At 49.1% G+C, this 15,599-nt stretch carries 11 protein-coding genes and 1 tRNA gene; 5 read left to right on the top strand and 7 right to left on the bottom strand.

Annotated elements, in window-relative coordinates; genetic code table 11:
- Positions 1 to 245: 245 nt before the first annotated feature.
- The 4 genes from D515_RS19875 to yejK form a co-directional block, all read right to left on the bottom strand.
- Entirely contained in the window at positions 246 to 659 is a 414-nt protein-coding gene (locus D515_RS19875) for a nitrous oxide-stimulated promoter family protein (protein ID WP_239644001.1), read from the bottom strand.
- Positions 660 to 702: 43 nt separating this feature from the next.
- Positions 703 to 3,165 carry a hybrid sensor histidine kinase/response regulator gene (locus tag D515_RS19870; protein ID WP_002541092.1) on the bottom strand — a complete coding sequence of 821 codons (2,463 nt, stop codon included), beginning with the start codon at positions 3,163 to 3,165 and terminating at the stop codon, positions 703 to 705.
- 42 nt (positions 3,166 to 3,207) lie between these two features.
- Entirely contained in the window at positions 3,208 to 4,506 is a 1,299-nt protein-coding gene (locus tag D515_RS19865) for an Hpt domain-containing protein (RefSeq protein ID WP_239644000.1), read from the bottom strand.
- Between the two features lie 184 nt (positions 4,507 to 4,690).
- Complete coding sequence (gene yejK / locus D515_RS19860; protein WP_002541089.1) at positions 4,691 to 5,704, bottom strand: nucleoid-associated protein YejK; 1,014 nt, start codon at positions 5,702 to 5,704, stop codon at positions 4,691 to 4,693.
- Positions 5,705 to 5,780: 76 nt separating this feature from the next.
- Between yejK and D515_RS19855 the strand changes: the two genes are divergently transcribed.
- From D515_RS19855 to D515_RS19835, 5 genes are all read left to right on the top strand, one after another.
- Positions 5,781 to 5,999: a YejL family protein gene (locus D515_RS19855; RefSeq protein WP_002541087.1), complete on the top strand. Its 219-nt coding sequence runs from the start codon at positions 5,781 to 5,783 to the stop codon at positions 5,997 to 5,999.
- 53 nt (positions 6,000 to 6,052) lie between these two features.
- Entirely contained in the window at positions 6,053 to 7,927 is a 1,875-nt protein-coding gene (locus D515_RS19850) for a DUF3413 domain-containing protein (RefSeq protein WP_002541086.1), read from the top strand.
- A gap of 116 nt (positions 7,928 to 8,043) precedes the next feature.
- Positions 8,044 to 8,120: transfer RNA gene (locus tag D515_RS19845), tRNA-Pro, on the top strand.
- A 99-nt stretch (positions 8,121 to 8,219) separates the two neighbouring features.
- Positions 8,220 to 8,978, top strand: coding sequence for a sulfite exporter TauE/SafE family protein (locus tag D515_RS19840; protein ID WP_002541084.1), 759 nt, complete (start codon positions 8,220 to 8,222; stop codon positions 8,976 to 8,978).
- 218 nt (positions 8,979 to 9,196) lie between these two features.
- On the top strand, positions 9,197 to 10,792 hold the full coding sequence (locus D515_RS19835) for a GGDEF domain-containing protein (protein WP_002541083.1): 1,596 nt from the start codon (positions 9,197 to 9,199) through the stop codon (positions 10,790 to 10,792).
- On the opposite strand, the gene D515_RS19830 is transcribed toward D515_RS19835, so the two are convergent.
- The 3 genes from D515_RS19830 to D515_RS19820 all read right to left on the bottom strand — a co-directional run bounded on the left by D515_RS19830 (position 10,774) and on the right by D515_RS19820 (position 15,484).
- Positions 10,774 to 12,717, bottom strand: coding sequence for a DNA topoisomerase III (locus D515_RS19830; protein WP_002541082.1), 1,944 nt, complete (start codon positions 12,715 to 12,717; stop codon positions 10,774 to 10,776). The genes D515_RS19835 and D515_RS19830 overlap by 19 nt on opposite strands.
- 111 nt (positions 12,718 to 12,828) lie before the next feature.
- Positions 12,829 to 13,377 carry an NAD(P)H nitroreductase gene (locus D515_RS19825; RefSeq protein WP_002541081.1) on the bottom strand — a complete coding sequence of 183 codons (549 nt, stop codon included), beginning with the start codon at positions 13,375 to 13,377 and terminating at the stop codon, positions 12,829 to 12,831.
- A 97-nt stretch (positions 13,378 to 13,474) separates the two neighbouring features.
- The gene (locus D515_RS19820; RefSeq protein ID WP_002541080.1) at positions 13,475 to 15,484 is read right to left on the bottom strand and encodes an NADPH-dependent 2,4-dienoyl-CoA reductase; all 2,010 of its coding nucleotides are present in this window, start codon (positions 15,482 to 15,484) and stop codon (positions 13,475 to 13,477) included.
- Between the last annotated feature and the right edge of the window lie 115 nt (positions 15,485 to 15,599).

Raw genomic sequence — 15,599 nt, 5'->3', positions numbered from 1 at the left:
CATTGGGAACATTTGCCTTTTAAGGTCTAGTTGAGGAAAAAGAAAAGCCGCGGAGAGAAAACAATTATTTAACAACTATCCAACAAAAGTGAGAGTTGTAGAGAAGCAAATGGGTATGAATCCACCCATGGTTCAAAAAAGTGTGATGATGCGGTAACCCAGAAGAAATGTAATTCCCCACACTCAAGTGCGGGGAGAAGCGGGAGAAGCGTTTGTATTGATGTAGAGAGAGGTCGCTACACGATTCAATTTAATAGAGATTGGACATAATAGCGCGCAATCAAGATAGGCTTGCGCCAGCGCATTTTAGGCTCTGCCCAGCGGACAATATGATTGATCTCCAAACGCTTGGCATCCGGATAACACTGTCGGTGGCACTCGCGGCATGACAAGGTACCACTGTCACGACAACACTGCTGTGCGCGTTGTGTTTCGAACGCAATTAAGTCTGAACATTGCGTGCAGAGTTGGCTGCCGCGATGAATGTGTTTGCAATAAAGCGTTGTCATGGCGCGAACAAGCCATAACGGCTGTCGTGTTGGCGCAGACTGTGTGGGTTGAGTTTTCATAGCCGCGCTATTTTCCTCAGCCAGATCTAAAATCCCTTGACCAAGATCAAGCTTTGATGAAGAACCAACCACTGTTACATTTTCATTCAAACAAATCGCTGATATCCAGTTTCAGCACGTTTGGATCAAACACTCACGCTTCGATTTCTGCAGACAACGCCTTCACACATGCAGTGTAAATATCGTTTTCTCGTAATGGTTTACCAATGTGACCTTGCATGCCATTGCTGATACAGCGCCAGATATCGTCTTTCAACACATTCGCTGTCATCGCAACAATTGGGGTCTGCTGATTGAAGTTGTTGGACCCTCGAATCTGACGTGTGGCTTCAAGCCCATCCATCATCGGCATCTGAATATCCATAAAGATGATGTCGTAGCCCCGAATTGTGGCTTTATCGACCGCGGAAATGCCGTCTGTTGCCTTATCCACCGTGAAACCAAACTTTGCCAGCATCTTCTCCGCAATCATCAAATTGATGGCATTGTCTTCCACCAATAGGCAATGCTTGCCTCTAAATGCACCATTGTTTTGTCTGAGAAGCTCCCTTCCCTTCATATCACTGCCATCTTTTTCAATTTGAAGGGGAAGGAAGACTTCAAACTCCGCGCCATGTCCTGGCTCACTGAAGACAGAAATAGAACCGCCCATCAAATCTATCAACTGTTTGGTGATAGCCAGCCCCAATCCCGAGCCACCAAACTTTCTGGTCGTCGAGGTATCGGCCTGTTGGAATTCATCAAAGATAACTTTGTGTTTTTCTGCTGGGATACCGACGCCAGTGTCTTTAACCCTGACGTATACGCCTGTGTAGCCACCCTTCTCTGTGTTCATCGATACACTGAGGCGGACGAGCCCGTTTTCGGTAAACTTCAACGCATTGGAAACCAAATTCAACATCACCTGCTCAATACGGTGGGCATCACCCACAAACCGTCTTGGGCAAGCTTCCTGATAACTGAATTCAAACGCTAACTGCGGTTTATTCTTAATGGTTGGCAGCATGAGATCTCGCACGTATCGCCCGAGTTTTTCCAAGTCGAACGGCGCTTCTTCCAGTTTCAGGTGATTGGATTCCATCTTGCTGAAATCAAGAATATTGTTGATCAAAGACATCAAGCCACGGGAAGAGTGAGCTATCACTGACAAGTATTCAGCCTGCTTGCCAGACATAGGTTCATCCTGCATCAAAGAAGCAGCACCCAATATCCCGTTCATTGGCGTTCGGATTTCATGGCTGATATTGGCAAGGAAAAGCTGTTTCGTCCGAGCGGCTTCAATTGCACGCTCACGGGTTTCCACCAGATTTGAGCTCAGCTGATTAAACTCAGAGACCAACATACCGAGCTCGTCTTTTTCTGGATAATCAATCGGAGCAAATGGTGCATCGCCTTTTTGCTGAACCAGCGCATTCCTGACTTTCGCCATCGGGCGAACAATCTGCAGGTGAATCGCGACATAGGTGATACACACCAACAAAATAGACACCAACGCCATCGCGAAGAAAAGGTCGTTTTTCAGTTGAGTGGCTTCCACCAGCAGCAGCCGTTCCGGTAATGCACCGACCAAGGTCCAGTTGGTATCAGGCAAGGTCCGGCCAAATACTAACGTTGTCTCATCCAGAATCGGGTCAGTCTCAAGATAGTGGATGAATAAGCGCTCAGTGCTGCTGAACAGAGAAAGATCCGGCATCAGGTCTGAAGCGACAGAGACTGCGTAACCCAAATCAACTTCTGGTGATGAGGCAACAATCGCTTTGGCCAAATCCATAACATTTGGATTGCTCTGGCGAAGTAAACGCTCACCTTGTGTTGCTTGACTAATCACCAAAGCCAGTTCCGCAAAGTTGGGTTCATGGCTGGCAATCTCTTTCACACTGGGCAAAGGTGTCAGCGACGGATCATGCGAGTACTTTGCATCCGGGAATGACATCATGGCACCACCACGGTCAAACATCAGCATATAACCCCCGAGTTTCTCACCACTTCGGGTCAGAAATGCTTGCAGCCGCTCCAATCTGACATCAATCGTCACAACACCAACGAACAAATTTTGGCTAAAAATCGGTACCGTACAGGTCACCATGGGCTCATTGGTGTAGGGATCGATATACGCTCTTGACCAATACGCCTTTTCTTTGGCGTATCTCGCTGGCGCGTACCATTCCGAGAGTTGGTAAGGCGTCGCGTCTTCTTCGTTGTAGTCGTTGATTCGGCGGAAAGAACCATCATCATCGATCACGATGAACACTGACGATTTCACCTTATCCGGATCATAGAGATAAGGCTCAGGCCAAAAGCCACCACTGGCGACCATATCGCGGATGTGTGGGTTTCTGAACATATTGGCGAGCTTCTGCTCGATGACGGTATCTGAATCTTGCAGCGAGAGCGTATTTGCCAGAGAGAGGGCGACAGTGCCGACGCTGTTTGAAAGTTGCCCCAGACTTTGCGCGACGGTTTCAACCTGTGCCTCTACACGCTGGTTAGCACTGTCGCGCACCATGCTGTTACCTGTGGTATCGAGCACATATACGATAGTAATGACCACGACGGTCAGCATCATGCCCAAAATGCCCAGGGCTTTGAAGCTCATAGTTTTGTACCAGGGAACGTCCTTTTTAAACACGCTGCTTCCTCAAGATGCCGTGGTTCGGTGAGCGTTTTCCATCTCTTTGAGAACCGATTGAATGGTGACACTCAGGAGCTTTTCAAAATGCTTCACTTCGTTCTCATCAATCCACTCGCCCTTGCGCAGACGGGAATCAGCATGAGTACAGAGCGCCTGCAGCGCTAACGCACCAATATTACCTGACACCCCTTTCACGTTATGAATAAGACTACGGGCTCGGGCCAGTTCTTTGGCTTCAAAGTGCTTACGCAAGGTTTTTCCGTCGTTTTGGTGCTCAGCAACAAACATGGTGAGTACGGCTTCAATGGCGTCTTCGTCTTCATCCAGTTGTTCTTTCAACACCGTAGGTTCGAAAAGTGGCTCATCGGGCTCAACAAAGGTGAATACGCCAGCGCCTTCAGATGGTTTCTTCTCGGCCTTCACTTTTTGGGATTTAGATGGATTCACCGCTCCATTCGCGACGCTGCTCTCTTCTTTCCGGGCACTGAGCAAAATGAGTCCGACGAGAAAACCAAATCCAACGAACATCGCCGTCATTGTGTTGTCCAGAAGCAAGAGCGTGCGGGTCGTCCAGTAACTTTGCAGCTGGGTAATGGAGCGCACAAACTTGTGATTGATCACCGCATCCACACTCTCTAGCTGACGGTTCAGTCGCTCAAGACCCGTGTACAGCGTGAACAGTTCGCTACGCGTCATCCCTTCGGGCATTTTCGAAAACTCTGACTCCAACTGTCTGATGTACCCGTTGAAACGGGCGATTCTATTGCGCTCCAGTGAATCATTCAGGCCATGGAGTTCAAACAATAAGTAGCTACTTATCCTTTGGAGAAGGCGCTTTAACTCTGGCGTTCTGGTTCCATCGTGAAGTTGTTTAAGTTGTTTGGTGACAGAAGAAATCGAGTAAATCGAGGCGAGCAGGTTATCAACGTCTTCAACAAACGCATCGGCTTCAAGCAAGGTGTTTTGAATATCTTCCCAGCTGTCTTCAATGGTGTGGGATTTAGTACGAAGCAACAGATAACGAAAGTGCTGAACCTCTTTTTCCAACTGAACCAACTCATCGCTTTGGTTGATCATTGAGGCAGAAACGGTTTGTCTCAGTTGCTGGGCCGCATTATTAAGCTTAACCACATGTCCTGCGTGGTCCCGGGTGTGGTTCATGTCTGAATAAGAGATCAAGGCATAGGCCAATGACACTCCGAAACCAATCCAAAGTAGGATCGACAGCCATTTATGACCAGCGAAAAGGTTGCCTGAAAATAGAGAAGATTTAGTTTGCAGAAGTCTTTCGGGCAGTGATGTCACAATCAATCCTTTGTCTTGCAATGCGTTTCCCAACAGCAGGAACGAAAGTCATGTCATTTTAAGTATTTACTGCAGTTTCTTATAAGTTAGGCAATTTGTCTTGGTTTGCAAACAAAGACTTGCAAACTTGCAGTGCCAAGAACACCATGGCGCAAATTCCATTGCACCATGACGCTCATCTGGCTTACTCGTCGACGTTCAGCCGGCGGGTTAACTGATCACGCAGATTCGGTGGCGTTCCTTTGATCGTCAGCGTGTCGGTTTCTTGGTCGTAGAAAACACGTTCGCCTAAAAGCATGCTGTCAAAGTTGATCGACAAGCCGCCGCCGCCGCCCACAAACTTGGTCAGTTTACGCATCGACGTACGGTCTGCTGGAAAACTCTCTTCCAGTTCATAGCCTTGTTCAGAGGCAAACTGGTAGAAATCCACGCCTTGATCGTTTTGTGGCAGTTCACCCGCCAACTCTTTTACCACCACTTCATCGCCAGATTGCAGCTGGCCGTTACAGTAGTCATAAACCTGCTTACGATATTGCTGCTTCTCTTCTTTATCCAGACGAGAATCCGCACAATAATCTTCCACCGCCTGCATCAGTACCAGATTTTGCTGCTTGGTATCCATGCCGACTTCGGCCTGCATAAAATCAAGGAAAAAGTCGGCAACCTTGCGGCCAACTCGTCCTTTTACATAGGTCAGGTAGCGATTAGATTCTGCGTCACTCTCCCAGGTAGAGAGGTCAATACGTGCGGCGATATCCATCTTGGCGACATCCAGATAATCTGTGCTGCTGATTTCCAAATCATCCGTGACTTTCATACTGGATTTTGATTCTAACAATCCGATAAAGAGATATTCTGTCGCCAGAGAGCGGTACTCAGCGATCACCAGAACCCCTTCTTCGGCAAAAGGATACTTCGACAATTCGGTTTTCAGACGCTCGGCAGACTGGGAAGAAAACGTCAGAAAGTCCATTTCTTGCTTGCGACTGGCCTTCAACCAGCCACAAAACTCACTTTCTTCAGCAAACTGACCGAAACCTTTTCCTGCCTTCGCGTTGTACACGCGATGGATTTCGCTGATAAGATTTTCCGTGGAAGGTGAATGAGTTAACAGTTGATCTCTCAGTTGAACAACCAGCGTGTCTTCACCCTCTTTTTTGATTTGATGAAGAATAACGTTTGAAAGCGTGAGGCTCATAATTGAAAACATTTTTCGTCGGACTAGAGTGTGGGGTATTATACGCGGCTTCTCCTGACACAAGACAAGAGTTTCTATGCCTGTTACTTCTAAATATCAAGATAAAAACGTTGAACAGATCCTGAACGATGTGGTCAATGTTCTTGAAAAGCACAAAGTATCTACTGATCTGTCGCTGATGGTTGTTGGTAATATTGCTACCAACATCATTAACAACAACTTGCCAGCGGCTCAGCGTCAACTGATCGCTGAAAAATTTGCTCAAGCTCTGCTGTCTTCAATCGATACAGAGTAATAAGCCGCGTCAAAAATGACGTGCAGTAGAATAAAGAGAAGAATTAACCATATATGGTAGACAGCGGAAACACCTACAGGGATAAAGTCTCCCAGCTCGTGAGCTGGGGGCACTGGTTCAGCTTTTTCAACATTATCGCAGCCATGTTGCTGGGCACTCGCTATATCGCTCAGTCAGGCTGGCCAGAGACTTTACTAGGTCAAACCTATCAATTGCTGACATGGATCGGTCACTTCGGTTTTCTGGTTTTCGCCCTCTACATACTGGTTATCTTCCCAGCTAGCTTCATTATCCCTTCCCAGCGGTTGATGAGGCTATTTGCTGTTCTGGTTGCCACGGCAGGTATGACCATCCTGCTGTTGGACATCTACGCCTATGAGACCATGCATCTCCACCTGAATCCTTTGGTGTGGGAATTGCTGCTCAGTGGCGAAAAAACGGACATGAACGCCCACTGGCAATACTTGTTTGTGGTCGTGCCCGCTATCTTCCTGCTGGAACTCATCATTTCGGAATGGGTCTGGCGAAAACTCCGTAAGCTTTCCCGCAAACGCGTCGGTGTGCCTATCGCCAGCGTGTTCGCGATCTGCTTTATCGGAAGCCATCTCATCCATATCTGGGCAGATGCTTTCATTTACAGCCCGGTGACTGCGCAACGCTCCAATTTCCCGGTTTCCTATCCAATGACGGCGAAAACCTTCATGGAGAAGTACGGGCTACTTGACCGTCAAGAATATCAACGCCGCAAAGATGCCATTGGCGATCAGGAAAGCGAAGTGATTCGCTATCCGTTGGAGAAACTCTCGTTTTCCGCCAACGCACAAAGCTTTAGCCCTAACCTGCTTGTGGTGATGGTGGAAAGCTTGCGAGCAGACATGCTTGACCCGGTTGTAATGCCAAACCTGAATCAGTTTGCTAACAGCAATCTGAAATATACCCATCATTACAGTTCCAGCAATGATGCGATGGCAGGAATTTTTGGCCTGTTTTACGGCTTGCCTGGCAGCTATGCACAAAGCGCGCGAACGGAAGGTTTAAGTCCATTGCTGATTGATACGATGGATAAGCGCAACTACCGTTTCGGTCTTTTCAGCGCTGATAACTTCGACAACCCGATCTATTATCAGAGCATTTTTGGTAAGCACCTTGAGCAAGCGTCAAATGTCAAAGCGTCGGAAACCTGGGTGGCTGACCATATTGCCGCAGACAATCTCGACGAGTGGATCAAAGCCGGTGATGTGAAACAACCTTGGTTCGCTTATCTGGAACTCAAAAGTGTCACTGATTACGAACAAGGTGGTGACTATGAGCGTCCGTTCCAGCCATCACTCGACAACGATATGGCAAGCGTAGGCGAACAAACCTCGCTGGTGCTGAAAAACAGCTATAACAATGCCGCATATTACGTGGATACCTTGTTGGGTGAAATGCTCGACACTTTAGAAGCAAACGGCCAGCTCGATAACACCGTGGTGATCATTACATCTAACCACGGCACTGAATTTAACGAAACCGGATCCAACAGCTGGGGCGCAAACACCAACTACAGTAAGTATCAGCTGCAGGTTCCTCTGATCATGCACTGGCCAAATCAGGAACCCCGCCAAGTCGATGTTTACAGCTCGCATTTGGATATCGTTCCAACATTGATGGAGTCCATGCTGGCGGTTGACAGCCCTTCGACCAACTATACCAGTGGCATGAACCTATTCGAGCTTTCCGATAAGCCAAGAAAATGGGTAATCGCTGGTGACAGTCGTGACATCGTCGTGGTTCAGCCTGACAAAACCACGGTGGTGGACAAGTTCGGAAACTATCGCGTGTATGACAGCAACTACAAGCTGCAACCGGAAGGCAAACCTCAGCTTTCTGTACTGATGCAGGTGATGCACGAGTTGAAGCGCTTCTATCATCCCGAAGAAAACTAACAGAGCAGCCAGCGATAAGCTGGCTTCTTTTTAGCCAAACGATTGAAATTCGCGGATTTAATAAAGAAAGGCGATTGACAGCTAAATACTGTGTTCGTACCATGAATCCATAGTGTCGGTCTGTAGCGCAGCTTGGTAGCGCACTGTCATGGGGTGTCAGGGGTCGGAGGTTCAAATCCTCTCAGACCGACCATCTATCGATATGAGCCCGCAGCTTTTTAGCTGCGGGCTTTTTCGTAGCCATGTTCTTGGTTAGTATTCATTTCCCTATTGAAATTATCTGGATAGCGAAATGGACGTCTCTATCGAGTTTGGCGCTTTGCTGGTTGTGCTTGGCTTTGTTGCAGGCATTATCAATACACTGGCTGGCGGTGGCTCAAACCTCACCATTCCTGCGTTAATCGTGCTGGGCATGCCAGCGGAAGTGGCCAATGCCACCAACCGTGTCGGCGTTTTTATGCAAAGTGTTTCCGGCGTTGCAGGATTTCGCCATCATAAGCGTCTGGATGGCCATGACCTGCTGCCTATTCTTATCCCAACCCTGATTGGTGGCGCAGTGGGTGCTGGAGCAGCAGCCTGGCTGCCCTCTTCAATCATCAAACCACTCCTTCTCGGCACCATGCTCTTAATGGCATTTATCATGCTGGTAAAACCTCAGGCAGTCATGCCCAATGAAGGAGAGCTTGCACGTAAAGTGAAGGACACACCAGCAGCCTGGGTTGGACTTGCCATCGCGGGTTTCTACGGTGGATTTGTTCAAGCGGGTGTCGGGTTTGTGCTGATCGCTGCGCTGTGTGGGACGCTTCGCTATGATCTCGTGCGCGGTAACGCCTTAAAGCTCGTCTGTACGTTAGCGTTTACTTCCGTCTCGCTCGCTATCTTCATCTGGCAGGATTTAATTCTCTGGTTACCCGGCTTGCTGCTTGCGTTGGGATCCATGTTTGGTGCTTGGTTGGCCGTGAAGTTTGCCATTAAAGCAGACCCTAAACTCCTCAAGTGGTTCCTGTTTTTGATGACACTTGCTGGCGTTATTTTTGCGTACTCGAGCTAACAAAAAACCAAGAGTTTTTACCGTTATATCAAACAAATAACCATACAGAGAACAAACACATTACGGGCATCACAGACCCTTAAACTCCCTTGTGAAGTCTGTCGAAGATGAGGGAAATTTAGACATTGCTAATGGCGATTACTGTCATACTGGCCATCTAAAGATTAGAACTAAAATCACATTTTTCGTCAGTAGCCAGTCATAAGGGAGTCATGGGCATGATTGCTTTGGATTACGCATTCTGCCTGAAAGCAGGCGAAGCGATTTGTCCGCAAGAAAATCTGGATGCATTCTGTGCAGCCCTGGGCCAGACTTTATGCCTCCTTGCTGACGATGTCCGCTGCCAAGTTCTTCTCAAAGACACTGAAAGCGCAAACTGGAGCCAGATCGCAGATATTCGCGCCGATCACCATCAAGTCTCTTCACCTGCCATGGCATTAAACGAAGAGGATCAATCCCTTCTCTTCAACCTATTGGACACTGACGCGCCTTTGCAGCAACAGGGGCAGTATTGCTGGGTACTCCCACTCAATATTCGTGGCACACAATCGGCTGGTTTGCTGCTTTCAACCAAAAAAGAAATTCATGTTGATGCCAAAGCTAAAACACTATTGGCATTGATGCTTTCAGGTGTACTCGACAGCCACCTGCAACGCCAGTTCCTAGCTTTTGAAAAAGCCAATCATAAAAAAACCGAAAAGAAACTGGTGCAAGAAGTCTGCTCACAAAAGGGACTTTTAGAACAACTCCATATCCTACATAAAATCTCGTTGCGACTCTGGCACGCCCATTCGCTTGATAACATGCTTCATACAGCGGTTTATGAGTGTATTCATGCTCTCGATTTTGACCGCATGGCGATTTTCCTTCTCAATAGCCATACTGGTTTGTTGCGCGGGACCTATGGAACAGATATCAACGGAACCGTGACCAATGAGCAATGGTATTGCACGGCGATTCATGAGCACTACCACGCCAAAACCACACTTGATAAGAAGCGCCATATCACCATCAATGAAGGCTGTGAGCTCTATCATGACAACAAAGTCGTTGGGACGGGTTGGAATGCCACCATTTCGCTATGGGATGGTGACGATCCAATTGGTTGGATTGCCTGTGACAACCTAATATCTGGAACACCACTGAAAAGTTACCACAGCGAGCTTCTGAAGCTCCTTGGGGTCACTATGTCACAGCACCTCATCCAACGTCGTGCACAAGATGATCTGAAAGCCCTCAATCTGTCACTGGAACACCGCGTGGCAGAGCGCACAGCGCAGCTGGAAGAAGCCAATAAGCGCTTGAATCAGATTTCCCGAGAAGACAGTCTGACACAAGTACCAAATCGCCGGATGCTGGATGAGCGACTGGAAGAGGAATGGCGTCGCGCCCTTCGCTACCAAACTCCACTGACCATTTTGATTGTCGATATCGACCACTTTAAGCAATACAACGACAAATACGGCCATGCCTTAGGCGACCAGTGTTTGACGAAAGTGGCTGAAGCGCTCAGCCAGGTCGAACGACGTGCTGGCGCATTATTGGCGAGATTCGGTGGTGAAGAGTTCGTCTTCCTGTTGCCGGGCAGTAACCGAGAGAATGCAATATCTGTGGCTAACCGCGCACTGGAAGCCGTACGCAAACTAGAGATACCGCACGGTGACTCACCCGTCGCGCCGATAGTTACCATCAGCGCGGGCGGCAAAACCACCATTCCAGAAAAGCCCAATAATCAGCAACAGCTGTTCATTGACGCCGATGTCGCGCTCTATGAGGCGAAGAACGCAGGGAAAAATCAGGCCTTTGTTTTATAACGGCGCTTCTTGGCAGGTGCCCTACTTTTCCCACCTCTTCCTTTCTTGAATCGGTTAGGCTGTGCTGGCAGAGAGCGAAGGCTATCCGGCACTGAGCCATGTCTGACGGTTTGCATCAGCACATTTAACTCGGACTCCAATGCAGTCATAAAAGGTTGATAAGCCCCTTTCTTTTCTGCCATGTCATGAAGCTGGCGTTCCCATTGCGCCGTCATATCCGGATAGGCTGCTTTCTCAGGCAACGCATCAATCAAGCCTTTTCCAGAAGCAGTTGAGCGGATCTGCTTTCCTTCCCGAGAGAGAAGACTACGTTTGAACAGCAAATCGAGAATCCCAGCCCGGGTTGCTTCTGTTCCCAATCCGTCTGTATCTCGAAGGATTTTCTTAAGCGATGGGTCTTTTACAAACCGGGCAATCCCTGTCATCGCCTGCAGCAACGTCGCTTCTGTGAAATAACGCGGAGGCTCCGTCATGCAATCTTTAATATTGCCGCGCGCGCAGGTCAATACAGTGCCTTTATCCAGCGGTGGTACTAGGCTTTCGATATCCTCATTTTGCGCTGATTTATCTCGGGACAGCAGTGCTCGCCACCCCGGAGACATTAGCTTTTTCCCTTTTGCGATGAAAAGACCACCCACAATCTCAAAGTCCAGTTTGGCTTCGGTGTACTCTGCGACAGGATAGAACTGCATCAGATACTGTCGGGCGATGAGCTCATAAACATCACGCTCGCGCCCACTCAAGGCGCTACTACTTTTCGACGTAGGAATAATCGCGTGGTGAGCTTCGACTTTGCTGTCATTCCAAGCCTTCGATTTAAGGGAAAGATTGGCATTGTTGACCGCGGTAGATAACGCATCAGTCGTTTTCGCAATCGCGGTGGAGACGCTTTGTGCTTCTTTGAAGTGGCCTTTAGGGAGATAGCGGCAATCTGAGCGCGGATAGGTGATCACCTTATGCTTCTCGTACAAGGCCTGACAACAGGCCAGTACGTCGGCGGCGCTCATATTAAAACGCTTGGCCGCATCAATTTGCAGCGCAGACAGACTGTAAGGTAACGGCGGTGACTGTTTGGTGGTCTTGCGCTCTGATTTGGTCACCGTTGCAGGCTGACCTTCAATACGACGCGCGACGTTTTCGACCAGATTCCTCGCTAATACCCGCCCTTCTTCATCCTGCCATGGCTGGCAGGCTTCACTCGGCTGCCAACGGGCAAGAATATCGCTACCTTGGTAGGGGATAACTGCATCCAATTGATAGAAAGGCTTGGGGATAAAGGCTTCGATTTCGCGATCACGGCGAACCACCAGCCCCAATACCGGTGTTTGCACGCGACCGACGGAAAGCACCCCCTGATACCCCGCCTGTTTTCCAAGTAAAGTGTAAGCGCGGGACATGTTCATGCCATAGAGCCAATCCGCTCTTGAGCGCGCCAGTGCTGACACCGAAAGCGGCACAAACTCCATATTGCTGCGCAGGGCTGACAATGCCTTTTTCACCGCCGAGGTGTTCAGGTCATTAATCAGCAGACGCTGGATTCGTTTTTTCTTGGCTTCAGAAAGCTTGGCGTGGCTGAACACTTCATCCACCAGCAGTTGACCTTCGCGATCCGGGTCACCTGCATGCACGATTTCATCAAACTGCTTGAGCAGTTTTTTCACCACACCCAGCTGTTTGGCGGCAGATTTACGCGGTTTTAAAATCCATTGCTGAGGAAGAATAGGAAGATCGTCGAGTCGCCAGGTTTTATATTTTTCGTCATAAGCCTCAGGCTCTGCCTGCTCGAGCAAATGGCCGATACACCATGTCACCGTGTCGCCATTTCCAGCAACAACATAGCCTTCATGATTTTTGTGGGGCTTGGGAAGTGCTGCGACAATCGCGCGGCCTAGGCTGGGTTTTTCGGCGATAAAGAGTCTGGTCATATCGTTGGAAGTCTCGGACGATGAACCCACAATTTATCGAAATTCAGGGAAGTTAACAACAATTAACTGGATATACATCCAGTTAATTGTCAAATGGAACGAAGTCAGGTTTTACAGGTACGTCACGTACTTTGCAGTATCACGCTTTGGCACGCCAGCCGGTGTGCAATCCGGTGTGCCTACGTAGAGGAACCCTACGATCTCGTCGTCACCTGACACGTTAAACGCTTCACGAACAACAGAATGATAGGCCCATTTCCCGGTACGCCAGAAGCCCTGAAAACCTTGCGCAACTGCTGCCATCTGCATTGCCTGTGCCGCGCAGCCTGCAGAGATGTGCTGCTCAATCACAGGTACTTTGTCATGTTGCTTGGTGCGGGCAATCACAGTGATGACCATAGGCGCGCGATAAGGTGACTTGGTTGCTTTCTCAACCACCGCGTCTTCTTCGTTGTCGGCTTCTGCCGCGCTTTTCAAAATGGCAGAAAGCTTATCCAGTCCTTCCCCTGTCGCGACGACAAACTCCCAAGGCGTCAACGCGCCATGATCCGGTGCCCTGAGGCCGGCTGCCAGCATGTTGTCCAATGCTTCACCAGTCGGGGCCGGAGCCAGTAAACGAGGAATTGAGCGGCGCTGGGTAAGAAGAGTTATCGCGTCCATATATCGTCCCGAAAAGAATTAAAAATCACTTTTCCAAAATAACACAAAACCCGAGAGGCGACTCCACTCGGGTTTTGTGGTTTTTCAAACTACTGGCTTAAAGTGATATGGCTAACTTCACCCCTTGGCGAATCGCGCGTTTAGCATCCAACTCGCCGGCATGCTCAGCACCGCCAATCACATGGGCTTTGATGCCTTGCGCTTCGAGTGCAGATACCAAACCATTCACTGACTCCTGACCGGCACAAACGATCACATGATCTGCTGGCAGAATGTGGTGCTGACCTTCAAGGGTGATATGCAAACCTGCGTCATCGATCTTCTCGTATGCCACACCACCAAGGAGTTCTACACCTCGTTTTTCCAGCGTTTTCTTATGGATCCAGCCCGTTGTTTTACCCGGTCCTTTGCCTACGCGACCTGCTTTACGTTGCAGTAACCATACCTGACGCTGTGCGACATAGTGAGGTTGAGGGTGTAACCCGCCTTCATACGAGATAGTTTTGTCGATACCCCAGTCTTTTAGCCAGTCATCCAGCGTGTGATTTTCTGGCTCAGTAATCATGGTAGCGACATCAATGCCGATACCACCGGCACCAATAATGGCCACTCGCCCACCAAGTTCAGGTTGCTCACGGATGAACGTCTGGTAATCAATGGCTTTTGGATGGTCGATACCCGGAATAGATGGAATGCGAGGTTTAACACCCGTTGCCACTACCACTTCATCAAAATCTTTCAGGGTATCCGCATCAACTTCCGTATTCAGACGGACTTCAATGCCGGATTGCTCTACCTTACGGGTGAAGTAACGGATAGATTCTTTGAATTCTTCCTTACCGGGAATTTGCATGGCGAGATTGAATTGACCGCCAAGGGTATCGCGCTTCTCAAACAACACCACATCAAAGCCACGCTCTGCAGCTGTGGTCGCGAAAGACATGCCTGCCATACCACCACCGATAACCGCAACACGGCGTTTGTTGGAAGCCGGTGTGACGACCAACTCTGTTTCGTAACACGCCTGAGGGTTCACCAAGCAGCTGGCGCGTTTCCCTTTGAACACATGGTCAAGACAGGCCTGATTACAGGCAATACAGGTGTTAATGTCGTCAGAGCGATCTTGCTCAGCTTTCGCCACAAATTCCGCATCTGCCAGAAATGGGCGCGCCATGGAAACCATATCTGCCTGCCCCGACGACAGGATCTCCTCGGCGATTTCCGGCGTATTGATGCGGTTACAGGTGACCAAAGGTACATTGACCTCACCTTTTAGACGCTCGGTAACCCACGCGAATGCTGCGCGCGGAACCTGAGTGGCGATGGTCGGAATACGGGCTTCATGCCAGCCAATACCAGTATTGATGATGGTAACACCAGCTTGTTCCAGCGCTTTCGCAAGCTCAACCACTTCATCATGCGTGCTACCCTGCTCCACCAGATCCAACATCGACAGTCGGAAAATGATGATGAAATCTTGACCCGCACGTTCGCGCACTGCTTTCACCACTTCTACAGCCAAACGGGTACGGTTTTCGTAGCTGCCGCCCCAGCGATCATAACGGGTATTGGAACGCGCACAGATGAACTGATTAATCAGATAACCTTCTGAACCCATGATTTCCACGCCGTCATAACCCGCTTCACGGGCAAGTTCCGCACTCTTACCAAAGTCTTTGATGGTATTCAGGATTTGGCGTTCGCTCATGGCAGAAGGCGCGAATTTAGAGATAGGCGATCGCATATCAGACGCACTCAGAGCGAAAGGATGCATCGCATAACGGCCTGCGTGCAAAAGCTGAAGCGCAATTTTACCGCCATTTTCATGCACTGCATCAGTGATGGTACGGTGCGCGCGGGCCGCTCGACCGCTGCTGAATTGCGCACTTAAAGGGTGGAGACGACCACGGAAGTTCGGAGAAAAGCCACCTGTAACAATCAGGCCAACACCACCTTTTGCCCTTTCGGCGTAGAAGGCAGCGAGCTTCTTAAACCCGTCATTCGATTCTTCCAGTCCAGTATGCATAGACCCCATCAGTACGCGGTTTTTCAACTGCGTAAAGCCAAGATCCAACGGCGCGAGTAGGTGTGGGTAAGGCGAATTCATGATGCGCTTCCATGGTTATTATTAGTTCTGGTCAGACCAAGATAAGCCACTCAAACAAAAGTTTCAAACGTTTGTTTACATTTTTACAACATTAATCACCTCTATTCTAATTGGA

Source organism: Grimontia indica, from assembly GCF_000333895.2.
Lineage (GTDB): Bacteria > Pseudomonadota > Gammaproteobacteria > Enterobacterales > Vibrionaceae > Enterovibrio > Enterovibrio indicus.
This window is presented reverse-complemented; position numbering and strand designations above follow the sequence as displayed.

Excerpts from the sequence above, each read along its gene's own strand:
- D515_RS19855 (WP_002541087.1), top strand. The coding sequence starts at position 5,781 with ATGCCTGTTACTTCTAAATATCAAGATAAAAACGTTGAACAGATCCTG.
- D515_RS19840 (WP_002541084.1), top strand. The coding sequence starts at position 8,220 with ATGGACGTCTCTATCGAGTTTGGCGCTTTGCTGGTTGTGCTTGGCTTT.
- D515_RS19820 (WP_002541080.1), bottom strand. The coding sequence starts at position 15,484 with ATGAATTCGCCTTACCCACACCTACTCGCGCCGTTGGATCTTGGCTTT.
- yejK (WP_002541089.1), bottom strand. The coding sequence starts at position 5,704 with ATGAGCCTCACGCTTTCAAACGTTATTCTTCATCAAATCAAAAAAGAG.
- D515_RS19835 (WP_002541083.1), top strand. The coding sequence starts at position 9,197 with ATGATTGCTTTGGATTACGCATTCTGCCTGAAAGCAGGCGAAGCGATT.
- D515_RS19830 (WP_002541082.1), bottom strand. The coding sequence starts at position 12,717 with ATGACCAGACTCTTTATCGCCGAAAAACCCAGCCTAGGCCGCGCGATT.
- D515_RS19825 (WP_002541081.1), bottom strand. The coding sequence starts at position 13,377 with ATGGACGCGATAACTCTTCTTACCCAGCGCCGCTCAATTCCTCGTTTA.
- D515_RS19870 (WP_002541092.1), bottom strand. The coding sequence starts at position 3,165 with ATGAGCTTCAAAGCCCTGGGCATTTTGGGCATGATGCTGACCGTCGTG.
- D515_RS19850 (WP_002541086.1), top strand. The coding sequence starts at position 6,053 with ATGGTAGACAGCGGAAACACCTACAGGGATAAAGTCTCCCAGCTCGTG.